We start from the raw sequence: 14,089 nt of genomic DNA, 5'->3' as shown, positions 1-14,089 counted from the left end.
CGCTAACCTACATTGCGCCGCAGTCTGCGCCGTTCCCGCTCTGAGAGGCCCCCCCAGATTCCAAAGCGTTCATCATTTTCTAAGGCATAACTGAGGCATTCATCGCGAACTTCACAGAGCTCACAAACCGCTTTTGCTTCCCGAGTGGAACCGCCTTTTTCAGGAAAGAACGCTTCGGGGTCGGTTTGGGCACATAGTGCTTGTTCCTGCCAGGAGAGGGGGCCTTGGTCATCCTGCCCAATTTGCCAGGACTGCGGATTAGACGAGATGGGACCCTCGCCGAATATGTTCCACATACTTTTCTCCTCGCAAAAATAGGTTTCTCTACGAGTATAAACTACATGCGTGTCATTCGGGGAAGTCAGCTAAAAAAATGGTATGTATTTTTTATGGTTTCTACCCCTATTAAAGGCTAGAAAAGCCTATCTACCTGCGGTTTAGTTCAATAATTTTAGTAATATGTTCTAGAGAAGAAATTTTCTCGATTTCACCACAATTTGGCTCCAGAACTACCGCGGCGCCCTGATAACGCCAAATCTGCCCGATGACTAGGGCTAAAGCTTGCGGATTCGAATCCGCGGTTACTTTGATTAGGATTCGGCCGCCCGGACAGTTTTGTTCGCACCAGCAAGGAAAATCAGCTATTGCTTTTCCGTTTGCATGTACCTTGAAATCGGCATCCGCCAGCGCAAGATTTTCCCCAGGTAAGGGATACAGCAGTTGGTCAGCTTGGGAAAGTACTTCCCGGTTGCCATCGAGGAATCCTGCCGGGAGGGAGCCAGGGTAGCGCCAGGCTAGCGGGGACAGGCTAACCAGATAGGTTTCGATTCCGGCATCCAGAAAACAGGAACCGGTTTCTGGGCTCGTAACTGCGCAAGCAACTAAATTCGGATTAGCGACTAACTCCTGGTTAGCAGCCACCGAATCTGTCAGGTTTTTAACGGTCAGTCCCAGTCCCCAGCCTGCGGTTCGCCAGAGCAGATCTCGCCAAGAAAGCCCTAATTCTAGAGCCAAGACTCCGCCGGGCTCGGCAGCTAGGTCACCGGCCAAAAGATTTTGGGTTTTAATTACCCAGTTACTAACTACCTGGCCAGATAGCTCTATGCGTTGTTCTCCATACCAGGTAAGGCGGGGGGAAGGGATCCCGGCAAGCGCGCTCACCCAGTGGTTATCCCAGGAATATTTGGTTTCCATTAGGGCACTCCCGCCTGTGCTAGTTTTCCGTTTCCGCGCGAGCGGACTGCACCCTCGGCAGCAGCAATAAAAACGGCTTCACCGGTGCGGATAGTTTCTATGGAGCCCCCAATCCCCACTTCTAAATCCCCGGAGATTCCCAGTAGGATTCGCGGTCCGCGCCCGGGAATCGGAATCCATTCCTCGCCGGTAATCTCAGATACGGAAAGTTCGAAATCATCCACCGGTGCATAGTAGATCCCAGTTCCGCGACCGTTCATCTCTGGGGCAATCCGTACCGGGGGTGCGCCGTGGAAATCCATACAGCGCAGGGCTTCTCCGGCATCGATGTGCTTGGGAGTTAGCCCGGCACGCAACACGTTATCGGAGGAAGACATCACTTCAATACCGAGACCGGAAACGTAGGCATGAACGGCACCGGTAGGGATAAATAAAGCCTCCCCGGGGCGCAATGTAACCGGGTTAAGCAGCAAAGATAACACCGCTCCGGGATCGGACGGATAGGTGCGGGCGAGGGCGACCGCTTGGCGATCAACCCTAAGCGAGGGGGAAGTTCCCCGATCCAGACGATCTTGGCAGGCGGTGATTACTGCCTCTATTTGGGTTTGACGTTCCTCATCCAAAGGCGCTAAAAGTTTGCGTGCCACTGCCCGCAAACCGCGATATCCGGGATTTGCCCGCAAGATTTCCCGCATTTCCCGTGCTAAAGGTGCATTTAGGTTCTCTAACACCTCGATAGCCCGACGAGGTGCGCGAAAACCGGCGAAAGCCTCGAAGCAGGTAAGCGCGAAAATCATCTCCGGCTTATGGTTACGATCCCGATAGTTTCGCCGGGGACTATCCAGAGGAATCCCGGCTTCTTCTTCCGCCTGAAAACCGGACTCCGCCAGTTCCTTACCGGGATGTACCTGCAAGGATAGTGGTTGTTCGGGAGCGATTAGTTTCAGTAGGAACGGCAGTTGCCCGTCAAAACGCGCCGAAACGTCCTCCCCTAAAATCCCGATTGGATCTGCGGCAATAACTTCCGCAAGGGGACGTCCTCCCGCTAAGGCCTGGGTTCCGTTATGGGCACCGAACCAAAGTTCGGCCACCCGCCGGCCCCCAAAATCAATCCCGGTAAAGTCACTGATAGCGCTGGTTGATCCCCAAGCGTAATCTTTGACCGCCCCGGAAAGCCTCAGCACTTTACGAACCTTCCCTGCCCTAAACTAGCCGTGCGCCGTCCACCAGGGACTGCAGTTTTGCCCAGGCGATTGAGGAATGCAGACGCCCGCCCAAGCCGCAGTCAGTTGAACCGATTACCCGCTCGGGGCCAACTGCCGCCACGAAACGCGACAACCTATCGGCTACCAGCTGGGGATGTTCCACGATATTCGTGGAATGGCAAACCACCCCCGGGATTAGCACCTTGTCCGCCGGCAATTGATATTCGTGCCAGATGCGCCATTCGTGGGCATGGCGCGGGGAAGAGGCTTCGAAAGTGTAGCCTTTGGCATCTACCCGCAGCACGTCCTCCACAATATCGGCGAAAGGAATATCGGTGGTGTGCGGACCGTGCCACGAACCCCAACACACGTGGAATCGAGTAAGTTCGGTGGGAATATCTTTTAACGCCCAGTTCAGAGCCTCAATGCGCACCCCGATGAACTTTTTGTAGTCCTCCAGGGAGGGTTCCGGATTGATTTGATCCCAGGATTCCGCGATGGAAGGGTCGTCAATCTGCACCGTGAGCCCGGCATCGGTGATGATCTTGTATTCTTGGCGCATCGCATCCGCGCACGCCCAAACCACTTCCTCATCGGTGCGGTAATAACGGTTATCTACCCGCGCACAAGATCCGGGTGACAGGGCAGCAATAAAACCGGAGGAAGCATCTAGACCATTAGCTTGCAGCCCTTTGAGCAATAGATTCACATCTCGCCTGGCAGCGTCAGCCCCAATATAGCTGAGTGGGCCAGTAATCACCGGGTTGCCTACCGAGTTGCGGTTACCAAGCACTCCCGAATCCGGATCCTCATAGGCTTCGCGGAATAGGTTGCGGTCGCGCCGGTCAGTGAAGGTGGTGAGGCGAATTTTGCCGGGTTCGGAGCGAATGACCTCGGTTTTGGCCCAGCGATCTTCATCGGTTTGGGTAAGCCCCCCAAGGCGGGAGAAGGAATAGTTCCACCAGGCGCCATAGTCGACTGCCCCCGAGGTTATATGTCCGTACTCGCCCTCGTTGACGATATCGATCCCGATTTCACGTTGCTTAGCCACCACTTCGGCCGCGGCACGTTCGATGATTTCCTCGAACTGGTCCGGGCTGATTTTCCCGGCGGACAGCAGGTTATTGGCTTCTAGCAGTTCCGGAGTTCGCGGTAAGGAACCCACATGGGTAGTTTTTACGGGCATTATTTTTCCCTTCCTAATTACTGAAATAAAACTTTTGGAGGACGCGCTAGGTTTTCCGGCGCGACCAGGTTACTTAAATTCGCTTTACCAGCGGGAATGTAATAGTTTCACGAATTCCCAGACCGGTGATCGCCATTAGCAGGCGGTCAAGGCCCATTCCCATACCTCCGGCTGGTGGCATTCCCGCTTCGATTGCCTGCAAGAACTCTTCATCAACTTGCATGGCTTCGGGATCGCCGTTGGCGGCATCTAGGGATTGCGCTTCGAAACGTTCCCGCTGAATCACCGGATCGTTGAGCTCTGAATAGCCAGTCGCCAGCTCAAATCCGCGCACATACAAATCCCACTTTTGCACCTGACCCGGTTTTTCGGGGTGCGATTTCACCAGCGGAGAGGTGTCTTCGGGGAAGTCCGCTACGAAAGTGGGGGCGTAGAGGTCGTCCCCTACTTCCGCTTCCCACAGCAGCTCCACGAGCTTGCCAGGAGTATAGAACTTCTCCACTTCAATCTCGCGCGCCTGCGCTAGTTTCACCAGTTCCTCTCGCGGGGTGCGCGGGGAGATTTCTTGGTTCAAGGCCTTTGACAGCGACCCATAAAGGTCAATCCATTCCCACTCTCCCCCCAGATCATAGGATTCCCCGTTCGGCAAAGTAGCAACGGTGGTTCCCAGGGCCGCCTGCGCCGCGTTTTGCACCAGCTGGCGGGTCAGTTCCGCGATCTGCCGATAATTCCCGTAGGCCTGGTAGGCCTCCAACATGGTGAACTCGGGGGAATGGGAGGAGTCTGCACCCTCGTTACGGAAATTGCGGTTGATTTCGAAAACCCGGTCAATCCCGCCCACCAAGCAACGCTTCAAGAACAGCTCGGGAGCGATCCGCAGGTAAAGGTCAGTGTCATAGGCGTTCATATGGGTAACGAAGGGGCGCGCGGCTGCCCCGCCGTGCAGGGTCTGCAGCATCGGGGTTTCTACCTCAATGAAGTCTTCCCCACTCAGGGTAGCGCGCAGAGAAGCTACCACTTGCGCGCGGGTGCGCACCATTTCTCGAGCAGCTGCCCGGGTAATCATGTCAACTTCCCGGTGACGTACCCGCTGGTCTTCAGAGAGGGAAACTTCCTGTCCGTCTTCGGTTTTGAAAGTTTTCGGCAGAGGACGCAAAGATTTTGAGGTGAGTTGCCAGGCGGGTTGACCGTCCGCGCCCGGCTGCGCCATTACTGACAGTTCCCCGCGTTTGGAGGCGATTACCCGCCCATAGACAAAGAGGTGATCTCCCAGGTCAACATCGGTCTTGTAGTCACTTAGGGATTCTTTACCTACCTGGGCGGCAGAAAGCATAGCTTGCAGGCGAGTACCATCGCCTTGCTGCAAAGTTACGAAACAGAGCTTGCCGGTATTACGGGAAAACACTACCCGCCCGGCGACCCCTACAAAGTCCTCAGTTTCTTCCCCGGCAGCTAGGTTTGGATATTTTTCCCGCACCTGGCGCAGGGTATGGGTAATGGGAACCGCAATGGGATAGGGGTTGCGTCCAGCGTCAATCAGCCGCTGACGTTTCTCAGCGCGGATACGAATCTGTTCAGGCACACTCTGGTTATTAGCTTCACTCACGCCCTCCATGTTAGCTAGCCGAGGGCGAGGGGCGAAAGTTAGCGGCTTTACTTCAGAATCCTCGCCGCGATCACCATTCTATAAGATCCCTATTCCGAGAAACCTATGATTTACACTTCATCAGACTTTTTTATCCTATTTTCCCTTGTCAAAGCCATGTTTTATGTGCTAACAATAGATAGTTGAGAGTTCTTCGCGCGACTAAGAGAAGGTAAACATGAAGAAAACTGTACGCCTAGTAATCTCCGCCTTGGCCGCGGCATTTGTGATCCTGACCGGGGTGCTACTATCCCCGGTAGCCCAAGCCGATCCCCCGTCAGGATACGAGGATGCGACCGATGTGGGCAGGACAAACACCGGCGCATGTGGCGAAAATCCCCATATGTATATGGGGAACAGTCATTACTGCTTGACCGACAACATTAAGGGGAAAGGCCAAAAGGGCTGGTGGTACTGGGACAACGAAAACAAAGTTTTCACCTTCGACAACTTTGAGCTCGTGGATACCAACTTTAAATCCCATTCAACCGCTGGCCTCATTTTTATAAAATTCGATGTTGATAAGCCAGGAACTGACAAGGTTACGGTCAAATTCAAGGGAAATAACCTGATTAAACACATCGAGGGTGGCGAGAGTAACTTAGATGACGGTTTGGCATTAGCTCTCGAAGCAGGAGACCCACTCACATTTAATCTAGAAGGGGAAACACCGGATTCAACCCTGACTCTAGATGCTGGCGTTGCCGACAGTAAAAACCCCAATACGATAACTGGACTGCGCTGTTTTGCTTCCCAGCTCAATATCGGAGGTAAAGGCACTGTCAATGTTAATCCTGGGTACAACGGCTCCGGAAAGTTTGTACAGATTTTCGGGATTGATTTCAGACCCAAGCCGTCCGAAGATGGCGGGAAGCTAAATATTTCCGGGGATGTTAAGTTGAATATCAACAGTAATCCGAATCCCGCATCTAAAGGCTCCAATGTCATCGGCATGTTTTCACCCGCTAAAACTGATACCACTATTGCGGGGAACTCGCAGGTAAATATCGATCTTAAAGGGCCTGGCAAGGCCGGCACTATCGGAATTTATAGCGCCCAAAATGTCAATGTAACCGAAAAGTCGCAGCTAACCATTAACGCAACATCGAAAGAATCGACGCCGATTGGTATTATGCCTAGGACAAATGCCAACTTTTCTACCGCCAAAGACACCACCATTACCACTCCAAAAGGAAGCGCTATTGCCGCGTCCGGAAGCGCCAATTTCTCCGGACCAGGTGATGTTATCGGCTTCGGTAGTACTGGTTCTTCGCTGAGAGCTACCGGCGGCATCAACTTTGCGGATGGGTACGGGGTTTACCTGCCAGTCGCCGGAAGCGCAGTGAACCCGGGGGTGGCTGACGAAGCCGGAAAGAAGGTAGACGCCTGGCGTCTATCGATGCTGCCTCCCAAATACGAGGAAGTAAAAACCGAACCCGGCAAGGAAGTTAAATCCCCGGTGAAAACTACTACTTACACTAAGGACGCTGCTAACGCCACCACGGCCACCTATAGCGCACCAGAAACGGTAGAAGTTAACGGAAAAATCTGGAAGGTGGCAATTGATGCCACCACCGGAGAACTGACCGTAACCCCGCACAAAGATGCCAGGAAAGGCGATAGAGCGGAAATTCCGGTTACTCTGTCTTACGCTAATGCCGCTTTCCCCGCCGATACTAAGGCGAAATCCAAAGTCGGCTCTAATGAAGCGGGAATCAAGCAGCGCATCGCGATTGCTCCCGTATCGGTAGAGCCGATTGCTACTCCGGAAACTCCCACCGCGCAAGATTATGACCAGGTCAAGGAAGGCAATTGGCAAGAGCTAGTAATGCCTGCCTATGACCCTGATGATGAGGGAAATCCGAACCCGCTGGCGGGGATGTTTAGCTATGATCTCGCCAATGTAAAATATCTAAACCATGCGGGACAACCTTTCAATCCCAAAGATCCGGTAAGTAGGGGGAAGAAAGCGGAAGTAGTGGTTCCCCTTACCGAAAAGGGTAAAAAGAATTTTTCCAAGATGAAATGCCCGGCTGATACGCTTTGTGAACTCCAGGAAGACGGAACCGTTAAGTTCACTGTGATTTTGGATTACAAGGAACGGTCAGAAAAGCCGGATACTCCCTGCAAACCCTGTAAACCCTGCGGTAATCCTGGTGCCGTGCCAGGTGGTCAGCGGCCGGGAACCCAGCCGGGCACTCAGCCGGGAGGAGGAAAACCTGGAACGGGTACGGCAGAGATAGTTCCGATTCCCGACTCCCTGGTCAAAACCGGAGCCGTGGATACCACCATCTTGGGATTCGGGGCGAGTGTGCTGTTCTTGGTGGGATTCGCGCTACTGCGCCGCCGCCCTAACTAGCAGCTAGAAAATAAACAAATAAAACCGGTTTGCGGGTCTTCCTAAAACTACAGGAAGACCCGCAAACCGCTTTAAAGCTATTACGCCCTGGGATTTGACCTGGTTTAGGGGCGGGAAAGTACCACTAACTGGTTATCGCTCAGCCGCACTTCGCCCAACTTAACCGCGGCGATTAGGCAGGCGGTACTAGGAGCAGCTGCCTGCCAGGGCTCAAAGGAAATCGGATCTACCAAATCCAGGTACTCAATTTCGGCATCACTATCATTGAGCGCTTCCCGGGTAGCAGCAATTACTGCCTCCCCAGATCCGGTGGCCGCCGCCTGGCGCACCCCCGCAAAGAGAGCTTTCGCAAAAACAGCAGCATCCTCGCGCTGCGCAGGGGAAAGCGCCCGGGTAGTTTGGGAAACTGTAAGCCCATCTAAATCCCGGAAAGTAGGAACCGATTCTACCGTCACCGGAATATCCAGATCCCGCACCACCAGGCGCACTGCCGCTAATAACTGGGCGTCACACTGTCCAATAAACACCTTATGAGGACGGACGATCCCCAACATTTTCACCAATTGGGTTAGCCGATCCAGCGCCTGCTGCGGATGATGAGCAGCCTCGTATTGCCGGATAATCTGTCCCGGATCAAGCACGGTTTGCGCCGCCCCGAAAGGATAGAAAGCCTCGGTTGAGGGCGCAAAAATAATATCTACCCCACTACGTGCCGCTAGCTGCAAATCGGCGGAACTAATCATATCGGAAGTAGTTTCAAAGGCCGGCCCTACCGGATCGGTATAAACCGAAGCCACCAGGGTATCTACCCGCCCGCTAGCCTCAGTAAAAGCAGCCTGATGTCCAGAATGCCAGTTACCGCGGGTAACAATCAGCCCCACGGTTCCGGCGTTTTTTTCTGCCCGCGCCAAGGTCTGACGGTCATGTACTACCAGCGGTTCTTTCAGATTATTCACGCTATTTCCCTCAAGTTATCTTTTCCTTGCTGGCTTGATTCTACCCGCGAGCGGGCAGGATTAACACCCGAACTCTCTAACACTTTACCCACTCGCCTTCCAGAGCCCATTCAGCTACCATTCAGGTTTCTTAGGGATAATTACCGCATGACTACTAAAGACGCTGCCCGCCTGCTGGTGGTAGACGATGAACCTAATATCCGTGATCTTCTCGCATCTTCTTTACGCTATACCGGATTCGAGGTTTTCACTGCCTCCAATGGCTCCGAAGCTATTAAACAGGCCGAATCCGCCAACCCGGATCTAATCGTATTGGATGTAATGCTTCCAGATGTAGACGGCTTCACTGTCACCCGCCGCCTCCGCGAAAATGGTTTCACCACCCCCATCCTCTTCCTGACCGCAAAAGACGATATGAGCGATAAAGTCCAGGGCTTAACCGTAGGTGGAGACGACTACGTAACTAAACCTTTCGGGTTAGAAGAAGTAGTTGCACGCATCAACGCGATTTTGCGGCGCACCCGGGGAATTGCCGGGGAAGATGCGGTCATCCGGGTGGCCGATATTGCTTTAGACGAGGACGCGCACGAGGTACGCCGCGCCGGGCAAGTAATAGATCTCTCTCCCACCGAGTTCAAGCTGCTGCGCTACCTGATGATTAACGAAGGGCGGGTAGTTTCTAAAGCTCAAATCCTTGACCACGTTTGGGAATATGACTGGAACGGCGAGGCCGCCATCGTGGAATCCTATATTTCCTACCTGCGACGCAAACTAGATGTGCCCGGATCTTGCGGGGATATTATTACTACCCGCCGCGGTATCGGCTATATGATTCGTTCTGGAAAGCGCTAATGACCTTGCCGAAAGCCGGTGAAGCAGCAGGAAAATCTGCGGAAAATCTGGCACCTAAAGAAAGTAAACAGCACCGCACCTACTGGCAAAGAATCCCACTCACCTGGCGTTTAGTGTTAATTATTATGGCGCTCCTTGCTGGAGGGTTGGGAGGAACCGGAACCGCGATGCTAGGGATTTTACATTCCCACTTGGCGGCGCAGATTGATTCCAATTTAAAAGCTACCGCCTCGCGGATAAAAACTAATGATCTGGTGGATCTGCTGGATAAAGGCACTTTCCAAGGCAATCAACCCACTAACTATTTCGTGAGGGTCAACTACGCCGGGCAGGTCGCGGAAGCTACTTCCTCTAGTGCAACTGCAGATATGGGGCGCCCGGATCCTAAGGCCTTGGAACTCGCAGAAAAATCGCGAGATATCTCTTGGGAAAAGCCTTTCACAATTGCAGGCGAATCGTCCTCGGCTTGGCGTGCGATTATGTTGCCGGTTCGCAGCGCTCAAGACGCTAAAATCACCGGAACTTTAATCGTGGCACTGCCGCTGCAAACCGTTACCCAAACAGTTACTGCCACCGGAATTAACGTTTTGGGTACTTCCGTCATCATTATTTTGATAGGCGGGGTTTTAGCCTACGTGTTGGTGCAAGTCTCCCTACGTCCACTGCGGCAAATGGAGGAGGTCGCCGGAAAGATTTCCTCCGGTGACCTGCATGAACGTATTGATTTATCCCAGGTACGCGCCGGCGAGGTTCTATCCCTGGCGTCAGCGCTAAACTTTATGCTTTCTCGAATTGAGGAAACTATTGTCACCCAGCAGCGCAGTGAACAAAAAGTGCGTCAATTCGTATCTGATGCCTCTCATGAGTTGCGCACCCCCCTGGCTGCTATTCGCGGTTACGGGGAACTTTACAAAATGGGCGGGGTACCCCCGGAACGGGTTGACGAGGTAATGGGGCGCATCGAGTCCGAAGCCACCCGGATGGGGCTGCTGGTAGAGGATCTGCTGAAACTTGCGCGCTTGGACGAGGGGCGACAGATAAAAATGGAGGCAGTCGATTTGTATCGAATTGCCGCGGCGGGAGCCCTGGATTTAACTGCACTTTCGCCGGAGCGAGATATCAGTCTCCTGCACCTAAACGGTTCCAACCTAGAGTTAGACCGGGGAGAAAGCGCACTGGTGCTAGCCGATCGCGATCAGCTAACCCAGGTGATGACCAATCTAATTGGCAATGTGGAACGATATACTTCCGCGCAAGTCCCGGTTGAAATCTTGGCGGGGATTAGCGCCGGGGAGGCCATTTTAGAGGTGCGTGACCATGGTGAGGGGGTACCCGAGGATCAACTCGATGAGATTTTTGGGCGCTTCTATCGCCGGGACGGTTCCCGTTCGCGAGAAACCGGTGGCACCGGCCTTGGCCTCTCGATTGTGGCAGCTATTGCCGCGGTGCACGGCGGAACCGCCCGGGCGCTAGCAACTGCGGGGGGCGGACTTACCATTCGGGTATCTTTCCCCGCAATCGACCCTTTGCGCTCCGAGAAAAAAGCGGGAAAAAAGACGGGGAAGGTCTTCAAGAAGGGTGCAGATAAGCCCTCCCCAAAGATTCCGGGCAAAGATTTTGCCTAGACCTGCTTTAATATTATCTAGTTTGAGCAGTATTTTTATGTTTTATTTTCTCTCCTGAGCTTTTAGCCGTAGGATAACCACTGCAACATTCATTAGTCGGGGGTACAGAGGCTATGCCAGGTGCACCATCTTGGCTGCAGACGGGATTCGTCAAAGCCATGCGGGAGCTAGGGGTCACCGACGATGCCTTATTGCGAAAAGAAGCAGATAAACTCCTACAAATGTGGCAGTCGTCCGGACGCGAATTTCACACCACTTCCCATTTGATTCGCTTACTAACCTGTTTGGATCACTTCACTAACACATCGCAGCGACCTGCAGTTTTAACCGTCGCCGCCTGGTATCACGGGGTAATTACCCAGTCACAGACGAGAGCTAAAAATACCACTAACTACGAAAACTATCCTGCTTCTTCCGATTTTGCGCTGGATCGTCTCTTGCACCTGGGGGCGCAAAAAGAAAATACGATTCGGGTCGGTGAACTGATTTTGATGTTGGAGGGGCGACAGCCTCCTACTGACGATTTAGACGCCTGTGTTTTTGTAGATGCCGCTATTTCATATTTGGGTGCCTCCCCTCAGGATTATCGCAGTTACTGCCAGCTAATGAGGGCGGAGATGGCTGCTATGGATCAACTCCGTTACGCCCGGCTGCGTCGCTCGTTAATCTCGAAGCTACTGGCGCGCGACACTATTTTCCATTCCCCCTTAGGCAGCGGAAACGAGAGTGCGGCACGACAGAATCTGGAGGGCGAATACGCGAAACTTTCGGCGCTGATTCCCGGAGAACCCACCGGGAAAGAAAAAACTGCATCGCGTACTAAGAATAAACCGAAAAATTCCGATGCCGACACCTCAGAAATTGTGGTGATTAAAGCTGCCCCTAACCGCACAGTGTCGCGCCAATCCATCTTGACACCGGAAGATAAAACTACTTCCACCAAGATTCCGGTAGTGAAACTGTCGGCCACCGAAAGAAAAGCCTTAGAAGAACGCGCTGCGCAGCTTCAAGCAGAAAATGCTGCTAGCGCCACCGAAAATGGGCTGTCTTCAATGGAGAATGTAGCTGACCAGTTCTCCACCTTGACCATGCGAAAGATCGATTTATCAAAAATTGAACGCCGTGCTGCTCAAAGTATGGATGAAACCGAAGATGAAGAATCCCTTCCGCAGCCAGAGGAAGAAGAAGTAGAGGAAACTATGTATTCTTCGGCCGACGATGAAGATTCGCTTACCGAGATCTAGATACGGCGCTGCCAGATATAAACCTGTTGGTGCTAGTTAGATTTGTAGATTTGTACCCAGCAGCACTTAATGCTGTCATTTCCTGGAGAAGTTATAGGAACTATTCTGTCTTTATTGCTTCGCTTCTAGATTGAGGGCGATAGCCAATCAATCAACTACTTTTAGGAGAAAGCAATATGGCACAGTTCAATGTAGATTCTAGTCAGGTGTCCGCAGCAGGAGCTCAGGCGGCCGCTATTGCCGGGCAACTGCGCACCGACGCCGCAGCCATGATGGCACAAGTACAGTCCCTGCAAGGATCCTGGACCGGGGCAGCCGCCAGTTCCTTCGCCGATTGTGCAACCCGTTGGCGCGCTGCCCAAGCTCAGATGGAAGCCGCACTCGATTCCATCGGCCAAGCCTTGCAGGCTGCTTCCGTCAGTTATGAAGATGCCGAAAGTGGCGCGGCCGCCATGTTTGCTGGTTAATACCCTGGTCGAAACTTACTTTTCCTCTCCTTAGTGTTTGCCTGCTGACAGAACCAGCTATGGATATGCGTGAGTTATCCAAAAGCTAAAAAACCACAAATTATCTGTAGCCACCCGTAAGAATAGTGAAATAAAAACAAAAGTGGATATCAGCCCAGTTATTAGGCTTCTTTTATTTCAAATTCTTTGCGGGTGGCTACGAAAAAATTGGGTTGCGCAAAGTCACTATTTGTAGAGGGTAATCGCCCTCATCTGCTCTCTTACAGAAATAGCTAGCTCTATTTTGCAGTTCAGCAACGCACGGTCAATCTTTAAAATTTTATATTGCTTAGTTACTGAGGCTCTCTGCTGTTAGAGAATGCCTTCTAGTATCCAAACACCTGCACACGGTTAGATCGCACAGTAGTTCCGCTAAACGTTAGCAAGATACACGGTGTCCAGGTCGCGACCTTCGATAATGCGCCCATCGAATCCCTTCACTTTCGAAGCCCATAATCCTTGTGGCAGGTTACCCGGAACAAAATGGTTAAGCACCAATGTTTGCACTGAGCAGCGTTGGGCAATCGTCCCCACAACTTCGACCGAACAGTGTTTCTTAAATACGACATCTAGTGCTTGCTGCTGCTTGGGGGTATATGGAGGATTCCCAAATTGCCAACGCGCATAGTTTGGATCAATTACTTCATGAATCAGCACATTTGCGTCCGCAGCAAGTCGTACTAGGTTCTCAGAAGGACCAGTATCTCCAGAGAAGACTACGGATCCCTCATCCGTGTCAAAACGGTAGGCAAATGCAGGATACATAGTTCCATGTTCCGCCAGTGTGGCGGTCACATACACGCGATCATCTTCGTAAACGAAGAACGGATCCACAGGCGCTTCATTGTGGTTAAGTTTTACCTCAGGGTCAGCTTCCCCAGATTGGCAAAACTTCCCATGAGTGTCGCGGTCTATTACCCCAGGACGTTGGACATTAACGCCGACAATCATGTCCTGCGGAGAGCGTTTTTTTGCGCCATAGACTCTGTCTAAAGTTTCGGCCTCAAATGCGACCAGTAGATCATTGACGAATTTTTCAGCACCTGGCGTCCATACATCCGACTCTGGCAAATCCGAGTAAAAACTAGGGCTAAGAACTCTGTCCCAAGGACCATACACTTCCACTCGATGCGACGGCCACCCCTGGTTATATCCGCACAACAACAGGTTTGACAGATCTAATGTGTGATCAGAATGCATATGCGTGATAAACAACGTTTGCAAGTCTTCGAATATTTGTGATTCCGGACGCCCTAGGGGGTTCGCTCTAGTTAACTGCCGCGCAACACCCATACCGAAATCGACGACGTAAATCTT

At 52.5% G+C, this 14,089-nt stretch carries 12 protein-coding genes; 5 read left to right on the top strand and 7 right to left on the bottom strand.

Annotated elements, in window-relative coordinates; translation table 11 throughout:
- Positions 1-2: 2 nt before the first annotated feature.
- From KO216_RS01815 to lysS, 5 genes are all read right to left on the bottom strand, one after another.
- Entirely contained in the window at positions 3-296 is a 294-nt protein-coding gene (locus KO216_RS01815; RefSeq protein ID WP_022864340.1) for a WhiB family transcriptional regulator, read from the bottom strand.
- A gap of 130 nt (positions 297-426) precedes the next feature.
- Positions 427-1,194 carry a TIGR03089 family protein gene (locus KO216_RS01810; RefSeq protein WP_215522604.1) on the bottom strand — a complete coding sequence of 256 codons (768 nt, stop codon included), beginning with the start codon at positions 1,192-1,194 and terminating at the stop codon, positions 427-429.
- On the bottom strand, positions 1,194-2,378 hold the full coding sequence (manA, locus tag KO216_RS01805; RefSeq protein WP_215522603.1) for a mannose-6-phosphate isomerase, class I: 1,185 nt from the start codon (positions 2,376-2,378) through the stop codon (positions 1,194-1,196). The genes KO216_RS01810 and manA overlap by 1 nt, the downstream gene beginning before the upstream one ends.
- A 19-nt stretch (positions 2,379-2,397) precedes the next feature.
- Positions 2,398-3,585, bottom strand: a complete 1,188-nt coding sequence (locus tag KO216_RS01800) for a cobalamin-independent methionine synthase II family protein (protein WP_215522602.1) — start codon at positions 3,583-3,585, stop codon at positions 2,398-2,400.
- Between the two features lie 73 nt (positions 3,586-3,658).
- Complete coding sequence (gene lysS, locus KO216_RS01795) at positions 3,659-5,200, bottom strand: lysine--tRNA ligase (RefSeq protein ID WP_215522601.1); 1,542 nt, start codon at positions 5,198-5,200, stop codon at positions 3,659-3,661.
- 208 nt (positions 5,201-5,408) lie between these two features.
- On the opposite strand from lysS, the gene KO216_RS01790 reads away from it, so the two are divergent.
- Positions 5,409-7,589, top strand: coding sequence for a YPDG domain-containing protein (locus KO216_RS01790; RefSeq protein ID WP_215522600.1), 2,181 nt, complete (start codon positions 5,409-5,411; stop codon positions 7,587-7,589).
- A gap of 104 nt (positions 7,590-7,693) precedes the next feature.
- Here KO216_RS01790 and KO216_RS01785 read toward each other — a convergent pair whose 3' ends face one another.
- Positions 7,694-8,545: a pantoate--beta-alanine ligase gene (locus tag KO216_RS01785; protein WP_215522599.1), complete on the bottom strand. Its 852-nt coding sequence runs from the start codon at positions 8,543-8,545 to the stop codon at positions 7,694-7,696.
- Positions 8,546-8,692: 147 nt separating this feature from the next.
- Here KO216_RS01785 and KO216_RS01780 point away from each other — a divergent pair, with 147 nt between their 5' ends.
- The 4 genes from KO216_RS01780 (at position 8,693) to KO216_RS01765 (ending at position 12,733) form a co-directional block, all read left to right on the top strand.
- On the top strand, positions 8,693-9,397 hold the full coding sequence (locus KO216_RS01780; RefSeq protein ID WP_215522597.1) for a response regulator transcription factor: 705 nt from the start codon (positions 8,693-8,695) through the stop codon (positions 9,395-9,397).
- Positions 9,397-11,022: a sensor histidine kinase gene (locus tag KO216_RS01775; protein WP_215522595.1), complete on the top strand. Its 1,626-nt coding sequence runs from the start codon at positions 9,397-9,399 to the stop codon at positions 11,020-11,022. The genes KO216_RS01780 and KO216_RS01775 overlap by 1 nt, the downstream gene beginning before the upstream one ends.
- Before the next feature lie 113 nt (positions 11,023-11,135).
- On the top strand, positions 11,136-12,266 hold the full coding sequence (locus KO216_RS01770) for an HD domain-containing protein (RefSeq protein WP_215522593.1): 1,131 nt from the start codon (positions 11,136-11,138) through the stop codon (positions 12,264-12,266).
- A 176-nt stretch (positions 12,267-12,442) separates the two neighbouring features.
- Positions 12,443-12,733, top strand: coding sequence for a WXG100 family type VII secretion target (locus tag KO216_RS01765; RefSeq protein ID WP_215522591.1), 291 nt, complete (start codon positions 12,443-12,445; stop codon positions 12,731-12,733).
- A 411-nt stretch (positions 12,734-13,144) separates the two neighbouring features.
- Here the strand turns inward: KO216_RS01765 and KO216_RS01760 are convergent, their stop codons facing one another.
- Positions 13,145-14,065 (bottom strand): MBL fold metallo-hydrolase, encoded by a 921-nt coding sequence (locus KO216_RS01760; protein WP_374047509.1) that lies wholly within the window; start codon positions 14,063-14,065, stop codon positions 13,145-13,147.
- Positions 14,066-14,089: the final 24 nt, after the last annotated feature.

This window comes from Varibaculum prostatecancerukia, from assembly GCF_943169825.2.
GTDB classification, from domain to species: domain Bacteria; phylum Actinomycetota; class Actinomycetes; order Actinomycetales; family Actinomycetaceae; genus Varibaculum; species Varibaculum prostatecancerukia.
Note: the sequence above shows the minus strand (reverse complement) of the source record. Positions and strands in the feature narration are given on the sequence as shown.